Origin of the sequence: Streptomyces polyasparticus (genome assembly GCF_014493765.1) — a bacterium.
GTDB lineage: Bacteria > Actinomycetota > Actinomycetes > Streptomycetales > Streptomycetaceae > Streptomyces > Streptomyces polyasparticus.
The window spans coordinates 198,296-217,378 of sequence record NZ_JACTVJ010000013.1 but is presented as its reverse complement, the minus strand read 5'-3'; the positions used below and the strand labels follow the sequence as shown (position 1 = coordinate 217,378).

Sequence of the window (19,083 nt, the reverse complement as noted above, 5' to 3'; positions counted from 1 at the left end):
CCACCTCCCGCCCGCCCCGCGCCCGTACCCGACTGTCAGTGCCCCATGGGATCCTTGTCGGCAATGGCCAGGAACGCTGCACAAGACAACCCGCTCGCCCCCGTCACCCTCGCCGTGGGCCAGGAAGACCTGCTGCTCGACCGCGCCGTTCAGCAGGTCGTCGCCGCCGCCCGCGCCGCCGACGCCGATACGGACGTCCGCGACCTCACCCCCGACCAGCTCCAGCCCGGCACGCTGGCCGAGTTGACCAGCCCGTCGCTGTTCGCGGAGCGCAAGGTCGTGGTCGTCCGCAATGCGCAGGACCTCTCCGCGGACACGATCAAGGACGTGAAGGCGTACTTCGGCGCTCCCGCCGAGGAGATCACCCTCGTCCTGCTGCACGCGGGCGGAGCCAAGGGCAAGGGCCTGCTCGACGCGGCCCGCAAGGCCGGCGCCCGCGAGGTCGCCTGCCCGAAGATGACCAAGCCCGCGGACCGGCTCTCCTTCGTACGGGGCGAGTTCCGCACCCTCGGCCGCTCGGCCACCCCCGAGGCCTGCCAGGCCCTGGTCGACTCGATCGGCAGCGATCTGCGCGAGCTCGCGAGCGCGGTCTCCCAGCTGGTCGCGGATGTCGAGGGCACGATCGACGAGGCGGTCGTCGGGCGCTACTACACCGGCCGCGCGGAGGCCTCCAGCTTCACGGTCGCGGACCGCGCGGTCGAAGGCCGGGCGGCCGAGGCCCTCGAAGCCCTGCGCTGGTCGCTGTCCACGGGCGTCGCGCCGGTCCTGATCACCAGCGCCCTCGCCCAGGGCGTACGCGCCATCGGCAAGCTCTCCTCGGCCCGCGGCGGCCGGCCGGCCGATCTGGCACGGGAGTTGGGCATGCCGCCCTGGAAGATCGACCGTGTCCGCCAGCAGATGCGCGGCTGGACCCCGGACGGGGTGGCGATCGCGCTGCGCGCCGTCGCGGAGGCCGACGCCGGCGTCAAGGGCGGCGGCGACGACCCGGAGTACGCCCTGGAGAAGGCGGTCGTCACGGTGGCCCGGGCGGCCCGCGCCTCGCGGGGCCGCTGACCGCAGAGGCAGCACCTCAGCAAGGTCCGGCCGCGGCACCGGTCGGACTGTTAGTGAAAACGATTGTCATAATGCTAGGGTCCGACGGACGTACAGCGGTCGCGCCTGCCCCCGTGTCCAGGGGCGACCCGTCCCTGCCCCTGGAAGAAGTGCCGTGCGCCTGCGTAAGCCCCTGCCTCCGATCGCTCTCGCGCTCACCTCCGCCCTCGCCCTCAGCGGCTGCTTCGCCGCGAGTGACACCTCCGCCGGCGCCGAGGCGTCGGACGGCAAGCGGATACGCGTGGCGATGATGAACCCGCCCCGCTCCGGGCTCTCCCCGCTCAGCGACGACGCCTTCAAGCTCTCGCGCTGGTCCACCGCCGAGACCCTCGTCACTCTCGACGATGAGGGCGACGCCGAGCCGTCGCTCGCCACCAAGTGGACCCGTACCGGCGATCTGACCTGGTCCTTCACCATCCGCGACGGGGTGACCTTCCACGACGGAACCTCGCTGACCGCCGAGGCCGTCGAGCGCTCCCTGACCGAGGCGGCCGGCGCGGCGCCCAAGCCGCGCATCCTCGACGGCGTCGACTTCAAGGCCACCGCGAAGGGCGACACCGTCACCGTCACCACGGGCGAGCCCGACCCGCTCGTACCGCAGCGGCTCTCCTCGCCGCAGCTGTCGATCCTCGCGGCCAAGGCGTACGAGGGGAAAACGGTGAACCCGGTCGGCGCGGGGACCGGTGCCTTCGTCCTGAAGAAGGCGGACGGTGCCTCGTCGGCGACCCTCGACCGTTACGAGAAGTACTGGGGCGGGCGCGCGAAGGCCGCCGGGATCGACGTCACGTTCGTGCCCGACGGTGCCGCGCGCGCCGCCGCCCTGCGCAGCGGCGCGGCCGACATCGTCGAGGCGATTCCCGTCTCGCAGGCCTCGCTGCTCGCGCAGGACCAGATCACCGAGGTGCCGATGCCGCGCACCAACACCCTGTACCTCAACACCGAGAAGGGCGTCTTCCGCGACGCAGGGCAGCGCGCCGCGGCCCGCGAGGCCATCGACGCCGAAGCCCTCGTGAAGGGTGTCTACGAGGGCCGCGCCGATGTCGCCGAAGGCCTGCTCGGCCCCGCCCTGCCGTGGGCGGCCGAGCAGCGCGAGGGGCGCACCGGCGCCGCACGCGCCGCGAAGCCGGCCGACGACGTGATCACCATCGGCACCTTCACCGACCGCGCCGAGCTGCCCGAGGTGGCCGCCACGCTCCAGCAGCAGCTCCAGGACGCCGGGTTCGAGGTGAAGCTGGAGGTGCGCGAGTACGCCAACATCGAGGCCGACGCGCTCGCCGGCGCCTTCGACGCCTTCATCCTGTCGCGCGCCACCGTCATCGACTCCGGTGACCCGGCCGCGTATCTGCACAGCGACTTCATGAGCGACGGCTCCTTCAACATCTCCCAGCTCGCCGATACGGGCGTGGACGAGGCGGTACGTACCGCCGAGGAGACCGCCGCCGGAGACGCGCGCCGCGCCGCCGTGCTCGACGCCGAGACCGCCGTGCTCAACACCGACGCCGCGATCCCGATGCTGCACGAGCGCGTCATCCAGGGCGATGCCGCGCACGTGGTGGGTTCGGCGAAGGACCCGCGCGAGCGTGAACTGATCACGCCCGACACGTACATCAAGTAGCGCCCACCGATGAGGAACAACAAGGCGCTGCGAGCCGGACTCGCACGGCTCGCGGCGCTTACCGCCGTCGTCGCCACGGTCGGCCTGCTGCCCTGGCTGTCCGGCAAGGACCCGGCGCTCAGCGTGCTGCGCGCACGCTCGGCCGAACAGGAGCCCACCGCCGAGGCGTTGGCGGCCGTACGCCGCGATCTCGGCCTGGAGGCGGGGCCGTTCGCTCTGCTCGGCGACTGGGCGGGCGGACTGCTGCGCGGCGAGCTCGGGACGAGCTGGGTGTCGGGGGCCGAGGTCCTGCCGTCCGTACGCTCCGGGCTCGGGGTCTCGCTCACGCTCATGGCCGCCTCGCTGGTGGTCGCGCTGCTCGTGGCATCCGCCGTCTGCGCTCCGGCGCTGGTGCGCGGTGCGCGCGGCACCCTGCGCGGCGGGGGAGGAGCGGCCGGCGCGATGCTCGCCGCCGTGCCCGAATTCCTCCTGGCCACCGTCCTGTTGATCGTCCTCGGGGTGTGGGCCGGAGCGCTCCCGGTCTCCGGCTGGCAGGGACCCGAGCACCTTCTCCTGCCCGCTCTCGCCATGGGCGTGCCCGCCGGCGGACTGCTGGGCCGGCTCGTGGACGACGCGCTGCCCGCCGTGTTCCGCGAACGCTGGACCGACGTGTGGCGGGCCTCCGGCGTGAGCCGGCTCCGGGTCGTCGCGGCCGCGCTGCGCCGGGCACTGCCCGCGCTCGTGCCCCAGGCCGGCCTGGTCGTGGTCGGTCTGACCGGCGGCGCGGTCGCCGTCGAGACCGTGTTCGCGGTGCCGGGCCTCGGACGCACCGCGCTCGGCGCCGCCAAGTCCCAGGATCTGCCGCTGCTCCAGGGCTGCGTGCTCGCCCTGCTGCTCCTCGCGCTTGCGGCGGGCGGCTGTGCGGCGCTCGTCCGACGGCGGCTGTTCGGCGCCGCGCTCAAGGGCGGTGCGCTGACCCTGCCCGCGCCGCAGCCCGGCCGGGTGCGCGCCCGGGTCCCCGCCGCGCTCGCCGCCGTACTCCTCCTTGTCATCGGCACCGGGCTCCTGCGCGACCCGTACACCGTCGACACCGCCCTGCGCCTGGCCGACCCCTCCGCCGCGCACCCGCTCGGCACGGACGCGCTCGGCCGTGACGTCCTGGCCCGGCTCGGGCACGGCGCGACCACCACGGTCGGCGTGGCCCTCGCGGTCTGTGCTGTCTCCTTCGTGCTCGCGCTCGCGATCGGCTTCCTGCCGAACGCCGGCGCGGGCCTCGCCGACATCGCCAACGCGCTGCCGCCCGTCATCGCCGGCGTCCTCGTCGCCGCGCTGACCGGCCCGAGCACCTTCGGCGCCTCGCTCGCCGTGGCCCTCATCTCCTGGCCACCGCTCGCCGCGCACGCGGCCGCCCTCGTCCAGGAGGTACGCGCGAGCTCGCACGTCATGGCCCTGCGCGCCATCGGCGCGGGCCCCGCCTGGATCCTCATGCGCCACGTCCTGCCCGCGGTGGCGGGCCCGGTCGCCCGGCACGCGGTCCTGCGCCTTCCGGGCGTCGCGCTCGCCCTGGCGGCCCTCGGCTTCCTGGGCCTCGGCGCACAGCCGCCGTCCCCGGAGTGGGGTCTGCTGCTCGACGAATCGCGGCTGTACGTGGAGCGGGCGCCCGTCGCCGCCCTGGCACCGGCGGTCGCACTCGCGCTCCTCGCGGCGCTCGCGGTGACCCTCGCGGGCCTGCGGCCGCGCACCCGCCGTAGCGCCGTCAGTATCGCACCGACGCCCGGCCGCCTCGTCGAACAGCCCGTGGAGGTGGCAAGTTGACGCACGCTTCTTCTGCCGACCCGCTCCTCGCCGTCCGCGGCCTGCGCGTCGGCATCGACGGTACGGAGGCCGTACGCGGTGTCTCCTTCGCCGTACGCCCCGGACAGGCGACCGCCCTGGTCGGCGAGTCCGGTGCGGGCAAGTCCCTGACGGCCCGGGCGATCCTGGGCCTGCCCCCGCACGGCGCCCGCATCTCGGGGAGCGTACGGCTCGACGGCGAAGAGATCGCCGGAGCGGGCCCATCGGTGTACCGGCGGCTGTGGGGCCGCCGCATCGCCTATGTGCCGCAGGACGCCCTCGCCGTGCTCAGCCCGGTGCACACGGTGGGTGACCAACTCGCCGCCGCCGTACGGTCGGTGGCCCGCGTCCCGCGCGCCGAGGCGCGGCGCAGGGCCGTCGCGGCGCTCGACGGCGTGGGCATCGCGGACGCCGCCCGGCGGGCCCGTGCCCTGCCGCACGAGTTCTCCGGCGGGATGCGCCAGCGCGCCGTGATCGCCATGGCCCTGGTCAACGGCCCCGGCCTGATCGTCGCGGACGAGCCCACGACCGCGCTCGACCCCCGGGTGCGCGACCAGGTCCTCGACGTCCTCGCCCAGGCGCGTGCGGCGAGCGGCGCCGCGCTGCTCCTGATCACCCACGACCTGGAGCTCGCCGAGACCCGCGCCGACGAGGCCGTGGTCCTCTACGCGGGCCGCGTGGCCGAGTCGGGACCGGCCCACCAGGTCTTCGGCGACCCGCGCTCCCCGTATACGGCGGGCCTGGTGGCGTCGAAGCTGCCGGGATGGCGGACGACCGGGACCGCGCGGCGCGGGCAGGATTCCCTGTCCGCCACCGCCCGCACCCCGCAGGCCCCCCTGCCCGCCATCGCCGGCACGCCGCCGTCCCCGCTCGACCTCCCTCGGGGCTGCGCCTTCGCCCCTCGCTGCCCGCTCGCCGCCCAGGTGTGCCGGGACGAAGAGCCGGCACCCGCCGCGACCGATCCGGCGGGCCCGCGCACCGTCGCCTGCCACCGAGCGCACCAGCTCCCGATGCCGGCCGTCATGCTCTACGACCTCCAGGGCCTCCAGGACCTCCAGCTCAGGGAGCCCACCGGATGACCCCGCTGCTCGACGTCACCGATCTGCTCGTACGGCACGGCGACCGCACCGTCGTCGACCGGGTCTCCTTCCAAGTCGACGAGGGCGAGACGCTCGCGCTCATCGGAGAGTCAGGGGCGGGCAAGTCGTCCACCGCCCTCGCGGTGCTCGGACTCGTCGGGCCCGAGCCCGGCAGCAGCGTGCGCTTCGCGGGCCAGGAGCTGACCGGCCTGAAGGGCCGCAGGCTGCGGGCCCTGCGCCCCCGCTTCCAGCCGGTCTTCCAGGATCCCTATGGCTCGCTGGACCCGCGCGCCCCCATCGGCCGCACCATCACCGAGCCGCTGCGGGTGCACGGCAGGCCGGCCGGTGCCGCCCGGGCCGCCGAGCTGATGGAACTGGTCGGGCTCGACCCGGCGTATGCGGACCGGCTGCCGCACGAGCTGTCCGGCGGCCAGTGCCAGCGCGCCGGGATCGCCCGCGCGCTCGCTCTCGACCCCCGTCTCCTGGTGCTCGACGAACCGGTCTCGGCGCTCGACCCCTCGGTGCGCTCCGGCGTCGTGAACCTCCTCACCGGCCTCCAGAAGCGGCTCGGCCTCGGCTACCTGTTCATCAGCCACGACCTGGACCTCGTCCACCACGTCGCGCACCGCGTCGCCGTGATGGCCCCGGGCGGCCGGCTCGTCGAGACCGCGCCCACACACGAGCTTTTCGCCTCGCCCAGGGACCCGTACACAAAACAGCTCCTCGGCTGGGCCCCGTCGCGCCCGTAGCACCCGTAACGCCAAAAGACCCCGCCCACGTCCTGGGGAAGGACGGTGGCGGGGTCTTTCGGTACTGCAAGCAATTCGATCCGCACCCGCGTGGCGAACGCAGGCCGCGTGCGGATCATGGGTGCCGGTCAGGAGCGGATGAGAGGGCCCGCTTGGTCCGTCCCGGCGGTCAAATCAAGAGATCGTTCAGCCCTTGAGGGAGGCAACCTTGGAAGCAAGCGCCGACTTCTTGTTGGCGGCCTGGTTCTTGTGGATGACACCCTTGGAGACGGCCTTGTCCAGCTTGCGGGTGGCCTCGCGGAGGGCCGTGGTGGCCTTCTCGACGTCACCGGCGGCGGTCGCCTCACGGGTCTTGCGGATCGCGGTCTTGAGCGAGGACTTGACGGCCTTGTTGCGCTGGCGCGCCTTCTCGTTCGTCTTGTTCCGCTTGATCTGGGACTTGATGTTCGCCACGAAAGAGCCTTTACAGGTTCGTCGCCCCCCGGACAGCCCGGAAACCCGGGAAAATCCTGGGGACTGGTCTTTGATACCGAGTGCCTCGTCGCTTAGAGGGCAGTGAGACACAGCTGTCCAAGGTACCAGCCGTACTCCTACCGGCCCAAACCGAGCCCATCCCGCCGCTCATGGGACCATGGAGGCTACGTATCGATCCGACCCGAGGCCGCAGAACGCTGCGGACGTCTCAAGAATCAGGACCCTGCGTGCCCGCGACCCCTACGAATGTGCCCGAGCCGAGCCGTACCGACCCGGCTCTGATCCGCAATTTCTGCATCATCGCGCACATCGACCACGGCAAGTCCACGCTCGCCGACCGCATGCTCCAGCTGACCGGAGTGGTCGAGCAGCGGCAGATGCGCGCTCAGTACCTCGACCGCATGGACATCGAGCGCGAGCGCGGCATCACCATCAAGTCCCAGGCGGTCCGTCTGCCCTGGGCGCCCACCGAGGGCCCCGATCAGGGCAGGACCCACATCCTGAACATGATCGACACCCCCGGCCACGTGGACTTCACGTACGAGGTGTCGCGCTCCCTCGCGGCCTGTGAGGGCACGATCCTCCTGGTCGACGCCGCCCAGGGCATCGAGGCGCAGACCCTGGCGAACCTCTACCTGGCGATGGAGAACGAGCTCACCATCGTCCCGGTGCTCAACAAGATCGACCTGCCGGCCGCGCAGCCCGAGAAGTTCGCCGAGGAGCTCGCGAACCTCATCGGCTGCGACCCGGACGACGTCCTGAAGGTCTCCGCCAAGACCGGCCTCGGCGTCGAGGCGCTGCTCGACCGCGTGGTCAAGGACGTCCCGGCCCCGGTCGGCGTCAAGGACGCCCCGGCCCGCGCGATGATCTTCGACTCGGTCTACGACTCGTACCGCGGCGTCGTCACGTACGTACGTGTGGTCGACGGACAGCTGAACAAGCGCGAGCGCATCCGCATGATGTCCACGGGCGCCACCCACGAGCTGCTCGAGATCGGTGTCTCCTCGCCCGAGATGACCCCGGCCGACGGCATCGGCGTCGGCGAGGTGGGCTACATCATCACCGGCGTGAAGGACGTCCGTCAGTCCAAGGTCGGTGACACCATCACCTCCTTGCACAACGGCGCCACCGAGGCGCTCGGCGGCTACAAGGACCCGAAGCCGATGGTCTTCTCGGGTCTGTATCCGCTGGACGGCTCCGAGTACCCGGACCTGCGCGAGGCCCTCGACAAGCTGCAGCTCAACGACGCCGCGCTGGTCTACGAGCCGGAGACCTCCGCGGCCCTCGGCTTCGGCTTCCGTGTCGGCTTCCTCGGTCTGCTGCACCTGGACGTGATCCGCGAGCGTCTGGAGCGCGAGTTCGGTCTCGACCTGATCGCCACCGCCCCCAACGTGGTCTACCGCGTGATCATGGAGGACGGCACCGAGCACACGGTCACCAACCCGAGCGAGTTCCCCGAGGGCAAGATCGACAAGGTCTTCGAGCCGGTCGTCCGCGCCACGGTGCTCGCCCCGTCCGAGTTCATCGGCTCGATCATGGAGCTGTGCCAGAACCGGCGCGGCACCCTGCTCGGCATGGACTACCTCTCCGAGGACCGCGTGGAGATCCGCTACACGCTGCCCCTCGCGGAGATCGTCTTCGACTTCTTCGACCAGCTGAAGTCCAAGACCCGCGGTTACGCCTCGCTCGACTACGAGCCCACCGGCGAGCAGGCCGCCTCGCTCGTCAAGGTCGACATCCTCCTGCACGGCGACAAGGTCGACGCCTTCTCGGCCGTGACGCACAAGGACGCGGCCTACGCGTACGGCGTGCGGCTCGTGGCCAAGCTGCGCGAGCTCATCCCGCGGCAGGCCTTCGAGGTGCCCATCCAGGCCGCGATCGGCTCGCGGGTCATCGCCCGCGAGACCATCCGTGCCATCCGCAAGGACGTCCTCGCCAAGTGCTACGGCGGTGACATCTCCCGTAAGCGGAAGCTGCTCGAGAAGCAGAAGGAGGGCAAGAAGCGCATGAAGATGGTCGGCTCCGTCGAGGTGCCCCAGGAGGCCTTCATCGCGGTGCTCTCCAGCGACGAGGGCCCGAAGAAGAAGTAGTCCTCCCCGGGCGGTAACCCGCCCCGCAGAGCGCGTTCTTGGGCCACTCGGTCCAACCGGAGGCGCCCGTCCTTGAACCGGACGGGCGCCTTTTGCGTTGATGTGAGAATTGGAAGAATTCTGCGACATCCGAGTGAATGCCAAAAAAGCCGTGATTTTAGAGTTTCCGCAGGCAGGGGCGCCCCGTTACGAAGGGTGGCAGCGACGTTCCGAGCGGCCAGCAAAACGCTCGGACGGCACGACGGTCGTGACCGTGAAGAACGTCGCTCTCAGAAAGGGATCCTGAAGTGAAGTACACCAAGGCTGCTGCTGTCGTTGCCGGTTCCGTCATGGCTGTTGGTTTCGCCTCCCCGGCGATGGCCGACGACGCCCCGCGTGCGGCCGCTCCGGCGGACAACCCGAAGCTGGTCGACACCAAGACGGTGAACGACTCCTCGGTCGACGCCGATGACCTCAAGGACGTCGTGGACGTTGACGTCGAGGCCTGGTTCGACTCCCTGACCAAGGTTGCCAAGGAGGCTCGCGGCACGGTCAAGGACGGCAGCGACAACGTCGTCAAGGCCGCCAACCAGACGGACGTCGACGCGACCGGCAAGGTCAACCAGGACGCGAAGGCCAAGGCTCTGGGTGCCATGCCGCACCTCGGTGGCCTGCCGATCGGCTGAATCGCCCCACCTTCACGCGTGCCGCACCTCCGAGCGGCGGCAACGTGAATTGAACGGGCCCGGCGCATTTCTTGCGCCGGGCCCGTTTTTCTTTTTATGGGGCCCGTTTTCCCGGGTATCTCCCTCATTTGGCCGCCTACGCTCGCCCGTCCGCATTAACTGTGTTACGGGGCGATAATTCGAGGTTATGTATGGCGGTGCCTGAAGGAGGTAACCCCCATGAACAAGAACGTAGTTGTGCGTGGCGCCGGCCTTGTGTGCGCCGCAGTCCTGATGCTCGGCGGTGCGGCTTCCGCCGCGTCCGCGACGTCCGCTCCGGTGCCGGACGAGAACGCCACGGCCACCGCCACGGCGGACGCGGCCCTCAACGCGCTGGTCCGCCTGGACCTCGCGGGCCTCGTCGACGCGCTGATCCCGGACGTCTACGCGCACGCCAGGGTCAACGCCGACGCCGATGTCGACGCGGATGTCGCCGCCGACGCGGACGCCACGGCGAGCTCCGAGACCTCCGCGAGCTTCCGCGTCAACTGACCGGATCGCCCGCACGGGCCCGCAGCGCACCAGCGCTGCGGGCCCGTTGCCGTTCTGTGAGGAACTGACAGCTCAAGGCCTCTTACGCGGCGGGCCCGGGCGCTCTACTCTGATCACTGCTCGATAGTTACTGGCAAGTTAAACAACGCACACCACAGAACGCACCAGCAGCCACTCAGTCGCACGCACTGTCGCGGGCCCGGAGGATGTCGTGAGCGACACACAGAACTTGATCGAGAACCGCCCGCCTTCCGTGGCGAACCTGTTCCTTGAGCGCGTGGCCAAGACGCCCGACGGGGAGGCCTACCGCTATCCGGTGCCGCCGGCCTCGGGCCAGGGTCCGGACGACTGGAAGTCGCTGAGCTGGGGCCAGGCCGCCGAGCGCGTCTACGCGATCGCCGCCGGACTGATCGAACTCGGGCTGCAGCCCGAGGAGCGCGTCGCGCTCGCGGCCAACACCCGGGTGGAGTGGATCCTGACCGACCTCGGCATCCTGTGTGCCGGGGCCGCCACGACCACGGTCTACGCCTCCACCAACGCCGAGGAAGCCGCGTACATCCTGAGCGACTCCGACAGCCGCGTGCTGATCGCCGAGGACGGCGCACAGCTGGCCAAGGCGCGCGAGCGGCGCGATGAGCTGCCGGGTCTGAAGCACGTCGTGGTGATCGAGGCCGCCGACGCGCAGGCCGCCGAGGGCGATCCGGAGGGTTGGGTGCTCTCGCTCGCCGACCTGGAGGCCCGCGGAGCGGCGTATCTGGAGAAGAACCCCGAGTCCGTCAAGGAGCGGGTCGCGGCGATCACCAAGGACCAGCTCGCGACCCTGATCTACACCTCGGGAACCACCGGGCGCCCCAAGGGGGTTCGGCTTCCGCACGACAACTGGTCGTACATGGCGAAGTCCATCGCGCAGACCGGGCTGCTCTTCCCCGACGACGTGCAGTACCTCTGGCTGCCGCTCGCGCATGTCTTCGGCAAGGTGCTCACCAGCGGTCAGATCGAGGTCGGGCATGTGACGGCCGTCGACGGCCGGGTCGACAAGATCATCGAGAATCTGCCGGTCGTGCAGCCCACGTACATGGCCGCCGTGCCGCGGATCTTCGAGAAGGTCTACAACGGGGTCGCGGCGAAGGCGAAGGCCGGCGGTGGCGCCAAGTACAAGATCTTCCTGTGGGCGGCGGGTGTCGCGCGCGAGTACGCCAAGGTCACGCAGGACAACTTCCGCCGTACGGGCAAGTCCTCCGCGCCCTTCGGGCTCGGCGCCAAGCACGCGATCGCCGACAAGCTGGTCTACGGCAAGCTGCGTGAGGCCTTCGGTGGGCGGCTGCGGGCCTGTATCTCCGGTTCGGCGGCGCTCGCGCCCGACATCGGCTTCTTCTTCTCCGGCGCCGGCATCCACATCCTCGAGGGCTACGGTCTGACGGAGTCGAGCGCCGCGTCCTTCGTCAACCCCGGTGAGGCCTACCGCACCGGCACGGTCGGCAAGCCGCTGCCCGGCTGCGAGGTGCGGATCGCGGACGACGGCGAGATCCTCCTTCGCGGCCCCGGCATCATGCAGGGCTACCACGGGCTGCCCGAGAAGACCGCCGAAGTCCTCGAGTCCGACGGCTGGTTCCACACCGGGGACATCGGCGAGCTCTCCGCCGACGGCTATCTGCGCATCACGGACCGCAAGAAGGACCTCATCAAGACCTCCGGCGGCAAGTACATCGCGCCGTCCGAGGTCGAGGGCCAGTTCAAGGCCGTCTGCCCGTACGTCTCGAACATCCTGGTCATCGGCGCCGACCGCAACTACTGCACCGCGCTGATCGCCCTCGACGAGATCGCCATCACCAACTGGGCGAAGGAGGAGGGTCTTTCCTCCACCTCGTACGGGGACGTCCTGGCGGATCCGAAGACGAAGGCCCTGATCGAGGGCTATGTCACGGAGCTCAACCAGGGCCTGCAGCGCTGGCAGACCATCAAGCAGTTCCGGATCCTGCCGCGTGACCTCGATGTCGAGCACGGCGAGCTGACGCCCAGCCTCAAGCTCAAGCGGCCGGTCGTCGAGCGGGAGTTCAAGTCGCTCGTCGACGAGATGTACGCGGGAGCACGCGAGGCGTAGGGCCCCGAGGTCTACCTCGAACCCCCTGCGGGACCAAGGCGCGGGCGGAGCCGGATCAGTGGCTCCGCCCGCGCCGCATCTCCGTGAGCACCTCTTCCATACGGGCCAGTTCGCCCCGGGCCTCCACCAGATGGGGTGAGCCGGCGTCGTCGGTCAGCCGGGCTTCGAGCCTGGTGAGGAGCTCGGACAGTTCGGCGAACTGGGACTGTTCGCGGGCGAGCATGCGCTGGAGCTGCAGGTTCTTGCGGTGCAGATCGAGGAAGACCGTCACCTTCGCGCGCAGCACCCACGGGTCGAAGGGCTTGGTGAGATAGTCCGCCGCACCCGTCGCGTACCCCCGGAAGGCATAGCCCGTGTCGGCGTCGGTCCCGGTCAGGAAGATGATCGGGATGTCCTTGGTCTGGTCGAGCCGCTTGATGTTCGCGGCCGTCTCGAAGCCGTCCATGCCGGGCATCCGTACGTCGAGCAGGACGACGGCGAAGGGCTGCCGCAGCAGCGCCTTCATCGCCTCCTCGCCCGAACGGGCCCGGACCAGTGGTTCGTTGAGCGACCCCAGGACGGCTTCGAGAGCGGTCAGATTGTCCTCCATGTCGTCGACGAGGAGGATGCTGGCGCGGTCATCTGTCGAAACCTCAGTGCTCATGCGGATACGACCTATTCGGTCTCAGAAGGGGTAGCGGGCTCCCCTCTGTCGCTCGCCTGCCCCTGCTCGACGGATACTTCTTCGTGCTGCTCGTCGGGGCCCTCAGGGTCGAGGAGGGAACACATCACGGTGAGCAGCATGTCCACGTCCACCGGCTTGGGGACGTAATCGTTGGCACCGTTGCTGATGGCTTTCTCGCGGTCTCCGGGCATGGCCTTCGCGGTGAGGGCCACGATGGGCAGTTCCGCCCAGCGGGGTGTGCGGCGGATGACCTCGATCGTTTCGTAGCCGTCCATCTCCGGCATCATGATGTCCATCAGGACCACCTCGACGTCCGGGTTGCGGTCCAGGATCTCGATGCCTTCGCGGCCGTTCTCCGCGTACAGGACGGGCATGCCGACCCGGCCGAGCACATGGGTCAGGGCGAAGACATTGCGGATGTCGTCGTCCACGATCAGCACCCTGTGGCCCTGCAGCACCTGTCCGGCCCTGCCGCTGCGCCACTCCTCCAGCTTGGTGGTGGCCGGCCAGTTGTCGTCCTGGTCGTGCGCCGCCACCGGGTCCTCGGGGGAGTGCTGTTCGGGCAGCTTCAACGACCGCAGGCCCTGCGTCAGTTCGCTGCCCTCGAGCTCGGGGGCCGGTACGGGGCCGTGGCCGGAGTGGGCCACGGGAACGTACAGCGTGAAGGTGGACCCCTTGCCGGGCTCGCTCTCCGCGACGATCCGGCCGCCGAGCAGGCCGGCGATCTCCCGGCTGATGGACAGGCCGAGGCCGGTGCCGCCGTACTTGCGGTTGGTGGTGCCGTCGGCCTGCTGGAACGCCTCGAAGATCACCGGGAGTTTGTCGGCGGAGATGCCGATCCCGGTGTCGGAGACGGCGAAGGCGAGCAGGTCCTCGCCCTCCTTGAAGAAGGCCAGATTGTTGCTGTCCAGCGTGCTCACGCGGCCGACGCGCAGCTCGACGCGGCCGCTCGCGGTGAACTTCACCGCGTTGGAGAGCAGGTTGCGCAGGATCTGCTGCAGCCGCTGCTCGTCCGAGTAGATCTCGCGCGGTACGTCCTCGCCGACCGCGACCTCGAAGGCCAGGCCCCGGTCGAGGGTGAGCGGACGGAACGTGGCGTGCACATAGTCGAGCAGCTTGATCAGCGGCAGCTTCTTCGGGCGTACGTCCATCCGGCCCGCCTCGATCTTGGACAGGTCGAGGATGTCGTTGATCAGCTGCAGCAGGTCCGTGCCCGAGCGGTGGATGGTCGTGGCGAACTGGACCTCCTGGTCGTTCAGTCGGCCCTCGGGGTTGTCGGCGAGCAGACGGGCCAGGATGAGCAGGGAGTTCAACGGGGTGCGCAGTTCGTGCGACATGTTCGCCAGGAACTCCGACTTGTACTGGGAGCTCGTCGCGAGGAGCGCCGCCTTCTCCTCCAGTTCGGCGTTGGAGCGCTGCAACTCGGCCTGCTGGCGCTGGAGTTCGTCCGAACGTTCCTGCAGCTGGAGTGCGAGGCGCTGGGATTCGCCGAGCAGTGATTCCGTACGGGAGTTGGCGATGATGGTATTGATCGCGACGCCGATGGTGTTGACGAACTGGTCGAAGAACGCCAGGTGGACATCGGAGAAGCGGGAGAACGAGGCCAGCTCGATGACGCCGAGCAGCCGGTCCTCGAACAGGATCGGGATGATCACGACGCTGCTCGGCGGCGCCTCGCCGAGCCCCGAATTGATCTTGATGTAGTCCGGCGGCGCCTCCTCGACGAGGATCCGCTTCTTCTCCAGGGCCGCCTGCCGTACGAGCCCGTGCACCGGCATGGCGCCGGTCTCGGTGACCGAACCCTGTGCGGAGCCGTAGCCGCCGATGAAGGCAAGTCCCTTGGTCGGTACGGGAGTACGCAGCTGGGTGCCGTCCGCCTCGGCGTCGGCCAGGAAGAACGCGCCGTACTGCGCGTTCACCAGCGGGGTCAGCTCGCGCAGGATCAGGTCGGCGACCTCCATCAGGTCCCGGTGGCCCTGCATCAGGGCCGCGAGACGGGCCAGGTTGGACTCCAGCCAGTCCTTCGCGCGGGTGGTCTCGCGGAGGTTGGACACCATCAGGTTGATGTTGTCCTTGAGCTCGGCGACCTCGCCCTGGGTCTCGACGGTGATCGACCGTGACATGTCGCCCTGGGTCACCGCAGAGGCCACCTCGGCGATCGCGCGGACCTGGGTGGTGAGGTTGAGGGCCAGCTCGTTCACGCTCGTGGTCAGGCGCTTCCACGTGCCGTACACGCCCTCGACCCGCGCCTGGCCGCCCAGTTGGCCCTCGGAGCCGACCTCGCGGGCCACGCGGGTGACCTCGGAGGAGAAGGACGAGAGCGTGTCGACCATCGTGTTGATGGTGGTCTTGAGCTCCAGGATCTCGCCGCGCGCGTCCACGTCGATCTTCTTGGAGAGGTCGCCCTGGGCCACGGCGGTCGCGACCTGGGCGATGTTGCGGACCTGTGATGTCAGGTTGTCCGCCATGAAGTTGACGTTCTCGGTGAGGTCCTTCCAGACACCCGATACGCCGAGCACCTGAGCGCGTCCGCCGAGACGGCCGTCCGTGCCGACCTCGCGGGCCACTCGTGTCACTTCGTCGGCGAAGGCGCGCAGCTGCTGCACCATCGTGTTGACGGTGTCCTTGAGCTCCAGGATCTCGCCGCGTGCGTCGACGGTGATCTTCTTCGACAGGTCGCCGTTGGCCACGGCGGTCGTCACCTGGGCGATGTTGCGCACCTGGGAAGTCAGGTTGGACGCCATGAAGTTGACGTTGTCCGTCAGCTCTTTCCAGACGCCCGATACGCCGCGGACCTGGGCCTGACCGCCGAGGTTGCCCTCGGTGCCGACCTCGCGGGCCACGCGGGTGACCTCGCCGGCGAAGGCGGAGAGCTGGTCGACCATCGTGTTGAAGGTGGTCTTCAGCTCCAGGATCTCGCCCTTGGCCTCGACCGTGATCTTCTTCGACAGGTCGCCCTGGGCGACGGCCGTCGAGACGAGGGCGATGTTGCGGACCTGCGAAGTGAGGTTGTCCGCCATGAAGTTGACGTTCTCGGTGAGGTCCTTCCAGACGCCCGATACACCGCGGACCTGGGCCCGGCCGCCGAGCTTTCCTTCCGTACCCACTTCGCGGGCCACGCGGGTGACCTCGTCGGCGAAGGCGGAGAGCTGGTCGACCATCGTGTTCACGGTCGACTTCAACTCCAGGATCTCGCCGCGCGCGTCCACGGTGATCTTCTGGCTCAGGTCCCCGTACGCCACCGCCGTCGTCACCTGGGCGATGTTGCGTACCTGGGAAGTGAGGTTGGACGCCATGAAGTTGACGTTGTCCGTCAGGTCCTTCCAGACCCCGCTCGCGCCGCGGACCTGGGCGCGGCCGCCCAGCTGGCCCTCGGTGCCGACCTCGCGGGCCACGCGGGTGACCTCGTCGGCGAAGGCGGAGAGCTGGTCGACCATCGTGTTCACGGTGAGCTTCAGTTCGAGCAACTCGCCGGTGGCCTCGACCGTGACCGTACGGGTCAGGTCGCCGCTCGCCACCGCCGTGGTCACCGCGGCGATGTCGCGGACCTGGGCGGTCAGCCGGGACGCCATGGTGTTGACGGCCTCGGTGACGGCGCGCCAACTGCCGGAGAGACCGGTCACCTTGGCGCGTCCGCCGAGCCGGCCCTCCGTGCCGACCTCGCGGGCCACGCGGGTGACCTCGCCCGTGAAGAGGGACAGCTGGTCGACCATCTTGTTGACGGCGCGGCCCAGGCGGCGCAGATCGCCGCGCAACTGCCGGTTGCCGTCGTGCAGATCGACGCGCTGCGTCAGGTCGCCGCCGGCCACCGCGTCGAGCACCCGGGTGGCGTTGGCGGCGGGAGCCACCAGGGCGTCGACCACGATGTTCGCGTCCGTGACCGTCGTGGTCCAGGCACCCTGGCCCGGCGAGGCCGCGACCCGTTCGTCCAGTCTGCCGTGCCGGACGATCTCGCGGCGCAGTCTGGCCAGCTCGGAGGCCAGATGCTGGTTGCGGTCGGCGATCTGGTTGAAGACCGCCGCGAGTTCGGCCGAGACACCGGTCGAGCCCTCGGGTGCCCGCACCCGGAAGTCGCCATCGCGCAGCGAGGTCATCGCGGCGAGCAGCGGTTGGAAGTCTTCTGCTCGGACTTGACCGTTCCCGAGCACTGAAACTGCGATGTTGTCACTCATGGCGGCCCACTTCAGTAACTCGGCGCTTATGGGCGGGGCCAGTCTGTCACTCTGTCCATGTCACCTGAGATGCATTTCCCTGAACTGCTCAGGAGCCGCACAGTGGGGTCCATTCCAATGCAGCGGGAGAACACTTTCCGCCCGGCCGGTACCACCGGCCCCGTCCCGCTGCGGTCCGCGGAGGACACCCGTGCCAGCACGTCGCTGCCCGGCAATCCACTCGCACCGGCCGCAGCGCGCCGTTTTGTCCGCGCCGCCTTCGCCGGCTGGGCGGAGAGCGGCGTTTCTGCCGCCGCCTGCCTGACGGAGCGCCTCACCGACGACGCCGTCGTCCTGGTCAGCGAACTCGTCACCAACGCCGTCGTCCACGCGGGCACCCATGTCGAGGTCCTGTGCCGTCTCGACGCGGGGGTGGCCGCCGACGGGGACCTGGAGGACGGCGCCGCCGTGGTCATCGAGGTGTGCGACCACCACCCGGGACGCGCGGTGCAGGGCGAGTTGGGCGGACCGCCGCAGGGTCTCGTCGAGTACGGCCGAGGCCTGCAGCTCGTCGCCTGCCTCTCGGAGTCCTGGGGCATCACCTACCGCCCGGGCAAGAAGACCGTATGGGCGCGGCTGCCCGTGGACGGGGCCGACGCGGCCCGGCAGATCGAGGCGTATGCGGGGGAGCAGGCGCTGCAGCGCGGGCTGCGCGTCGCCGACATCCTCGCGCCGCAGCCCAAGAAGGCCCGGGAGCAGGGCGACTGGGGCAACCGCGGCGCGCTCGCGTTCCTCGCCGAGGCCTCCGATCTGCTGGCCGGGCAGCTGGACGAGGAGATGGTGGCCGCCCTCGCCGGACAGCTGCTCGTGCCGCGGCTCGCCGACTGGTGCGCGGTCTGGCTCAACGACGAGGCGGACCGGCACGGCCGCGGCACCGGGCCCACCGCGCCCCGGCTCGCGCGCGTCTGGCACCACAACGAATCGCGGATCGAGGACCTGCGCCGCGTACTGGAGAAGGACGCCCCCGCCATCCCCGGCCCGCTGCACGGCGGCCCCGTTCCGGTGCCCTGGCCCTTCGAGGGCATCGGCGACACCACCGGTACGGCGGTGGCGTACCGCCTGGTCGCCGGCGGCCGCGCGCTCGGCACGCTGCTGCTCGGGCGGGCCGGTCTGATGCGCTTCCCCGACGAAGTGACCGGGCTTCTGGAGGACTTCAGCCGCAGGGTGGCGCTGGCGATCGGCGCGGCCCGCCAGTACGCGCGCCAGGCCACCATCAGCCGTGTCCTGCAGCGCGGTCTGCTGCCCAGCTCGATGGCCGAAGTCCCGGGCGTGGAGAGCGCGTTGGTGTACGAGCCGCGGGACAACGGTCTCGCGGGCGGCGACTTCTACGACATCTTCCCCGCGGGCGACGGCCGTTGGTGCTTCGCGCTCGGCGATGTCTGCGGCAACGGACCGGAGGCCGCCGTCGTCACCGGCCTCGCCCGCCCCTGGCTGCGGCTGCTCGCCCGCGAGGGCTACCAGGTCTCCGACGTGCTCGACCGCCTCAACCGGCTGCTGCTCGACGACGCGACCGAGGCGGCGGACTCCGCGGCCCGCGCGCTCGCGGAGGCGGGCCGGCGCGATCTGGCTCCGGACGGTTCACCCGCGCGCTTCCTTTCCCTGCTGTATGGAGAGCTCGAACCCTCACCGGAAGGCGTGCGCTGCACCCTCGCCTGCGCCGGGCATCCGCTGCCGCTGCTGCTCGGCCCGGACGGTGCCGTACGGGCGGCCGCCGGGCCGCAGGTGCTGCTCGGTGTGCTCGACGAGCCGGAGTACGAGAGCGAGTCCTTCGTCCTCGGCTCGGGCGAGACGCTCGTCTGCGTGACGGACGGGGTCACGGAGCGGCGCTCGGGGCTGCGGATGCTGGACGACGGCGACGGGCTCGCACGGGCCCTGGCCGGGAGCGGGGGCCTGTCGGCGACTGTGGTGGCGGAGCGGATCCGCCGTCTCGTGCACGACTTCGCGCAGACGCCGGTGGACGACGATCTGGCGGTGCTCGTGCTGCAGGCCAGGTAAGCGGG

General features: G+C 70.3%; 13 protein-coding genes. 10 read left to right on the top strand and 3 right to left on the bottom strand.

Going from position 1 to position 19,083, the window contains the following annotated elements:
• Positions 1-63: 63 nt before the first annotated feature.
• The 5 genes from holA to H9Y04_RS27230 all read left to right on the top strand — a co-directional run bounded on the left by holA (position 64) and on the right by H9Y04_RS27230 (position 6,347).
• Positions 64-1,053 carry a DNA polymerase III subunit delta gene (holA, locus tag H9Y04_RS27250; protein WP_187816690.1) on the top strand — a complete coding sequence of 330 codons (990 nt, stop codon included), beginning with the start codon at positions 64-66 and terminating at the stop codon, positions 1,051-1,053.
• A 154-nt stretch (positions 1,054-1,207) separates the two neighbouring features.
• The gene (locus H9Y04_RS27245) at positions 1,208-2,707 is read left to right on the top strand and encodes an ABC transporter substrate-binding protein (protein ID WP_187816689.1); all 1,500 of its coding nucleotides are present in this window, start codon (positions 1,208-1,210) and stop codon (positions 2,705-2,707) included.
• A gap of 9 nt (positions 2,708-2,716) precedes the next feature.
• Positions 2,717-4,501 (top strand): ABC transporter permease subunit, encoded by a 1,785-nt coding sequence (locus tag H9Y04_RS27240; protein WP_187816688.1) that lies wholly within the window; start codon positions 2,717-2,719, stop codon positions 4,499-4,501.
• The gene (locus H9Y04_RS27235) at positions 4,498-5,598 is read left to right on the top strand and encodes an ABC transporter ATP-binding protein (protein WP_187816687.1); all 1,101 of its coding nucleotides are present in this window, start codon (positions 4,498-4,500) and stop codon (positions 5,596-5,598) included. Before H9Y04_RS27240 ends, H9Y04_RS27235 begins: the two co-directional genes overlap by 4 nt.
• Entirely contained in the window at positions 5,595-6,347 is a 753-nt protein-coding gene (locus H9Y04_RS27230) for an ATP-binding cassette domain-containing protein (protein ID WP_187816686.1), read from the top strand. The genes H9Y04_RS27235 and H9Y04_RS27230 overlap by 4 nt, the downstream gene beginning before the upstream one ends.
• A 186-nt stretch (positions 6,348-6,533) precedes the next feature.
• Here the strand turns inward: H9Y04_RS27230 and rpsT are convergent, their stop codons facing one another.
• Positions 6,534-6,800 carry a 30S ribosomal protein S20 gene (gene rpsT / locus H9Y04_RS27225; protein ID WP_187816685.1) on the bottom strand — a complete coding sequence of 89 codons (267 nt, stop codon included), beginning with the start codon at positions 6,798-6,800 and terminating at the stop codon, positions 6,534-6,536.
• 248 nt (positions 6,801-7,048) lie between these two features.
• On the opposite strand from rpsT, the gene lepA reads away from it, so the two are divergent.
• The 4 genes from lepA to H9Y04_RS27205 all read left to right on the top strand — a co-directional run bounded on the left by lepA (position 7,049) and on the right by H9Y04_RS27205 (position 12,208).
• Positions 7,049-8,911 carry a translation elongation factor 4 gene (lepA, locus tag H9Y04_RS27220; RefSeq protein WP_187816684.1) on the top strand — a complete coding sequence of 621 codons (1,863 nt, stop codon included), beginning with the start codon at positions 7,049-7,051 and terminating at the stop codon, positions 8,909-8,911.
• A gap of 287 nt (positions 8,912-9,198) precedes the next feature.
• Positions 9,199-9,576 (top strand): hypothetical protein, encoded by a 378-nt coding sequence (locus tag H9Y04_RS27215; protein WP_187816683.1) that lies wholly within the window; start codon positions 9,199-9,201, stop codon positions 9,574-9,576.
• A 219-nt stretch (positions 9,577-9,795) separates the two neighbouring features.
• Entirely contained in the window at positions 9,796-10,107 is a 312-nt protein-coding gene (locus H9Y04_RS27210; RefSeq protein ID WP_187816682.1) for a hypothetical protein, read from the top strand.
• A 211-nt stretch (positions 10,108-10,318) separates the two neighbouring features.
• Positions 10,319-12,208: an AMP-dependent synthetase/ligase gene (locus H9Y04_RS27205; protein WP_187816681.1), complete on the top strand. Its 1,890-nt coding sequence runs from the start codon at positions 10,319-10,321 to the stop codon at positions 12,206-12,208.
• Positions 12,209-12,263: 55 nt separating this feature from the next.
• Here the strand turns inward: H9Y04_RS27205 and H9Y04_RS27200 are convergent, their stop codons facing one another.
• Together H9Y04_RS27200 and H9Y04_RS27195 are read right to left on the bottom strand one after the other, a co-directional pair.
• Positions 12,264-12,851, bottom strand: coding sequence for a response regulator (locus H9Y04_RS27200; protein WP_187816680.1), 588 nt, complete (start codon positions 12,849-12,851; stop codon positions 12,264-12,266).
• An 11-nt stretch (positions 12,852-12,862) separates the two neighbouring features.
• Entirely contained in the window at positions 12,863-16,966 is a 4,104-nt protein-coding gene (locus tag H9Y04_RS27195) for a HAMP domain-containing hybrid sensor histidine kinase/response regulator (protein ID WP_236071541.1), read from the bottom strand.
• A gap of 147 nt (positions 16,967-17,113) precedes the next feature.
• On the opposite strand from H9Y04_RS27195, the gene H9Y04_RS27190 reads away from it, so the two are divergent.
• A complete protein-coding gene (locus tag H9Y04_RS27190; protein WP_187816800.1) occupies positions 17,114-19,078 on the top strand; it encodes a SpoIIE family protein phosphatase in 1,965 nt (654 codons plus the stop codon).
• Positions 19,079-19,083: the final 5 nt, after the last annotated feature.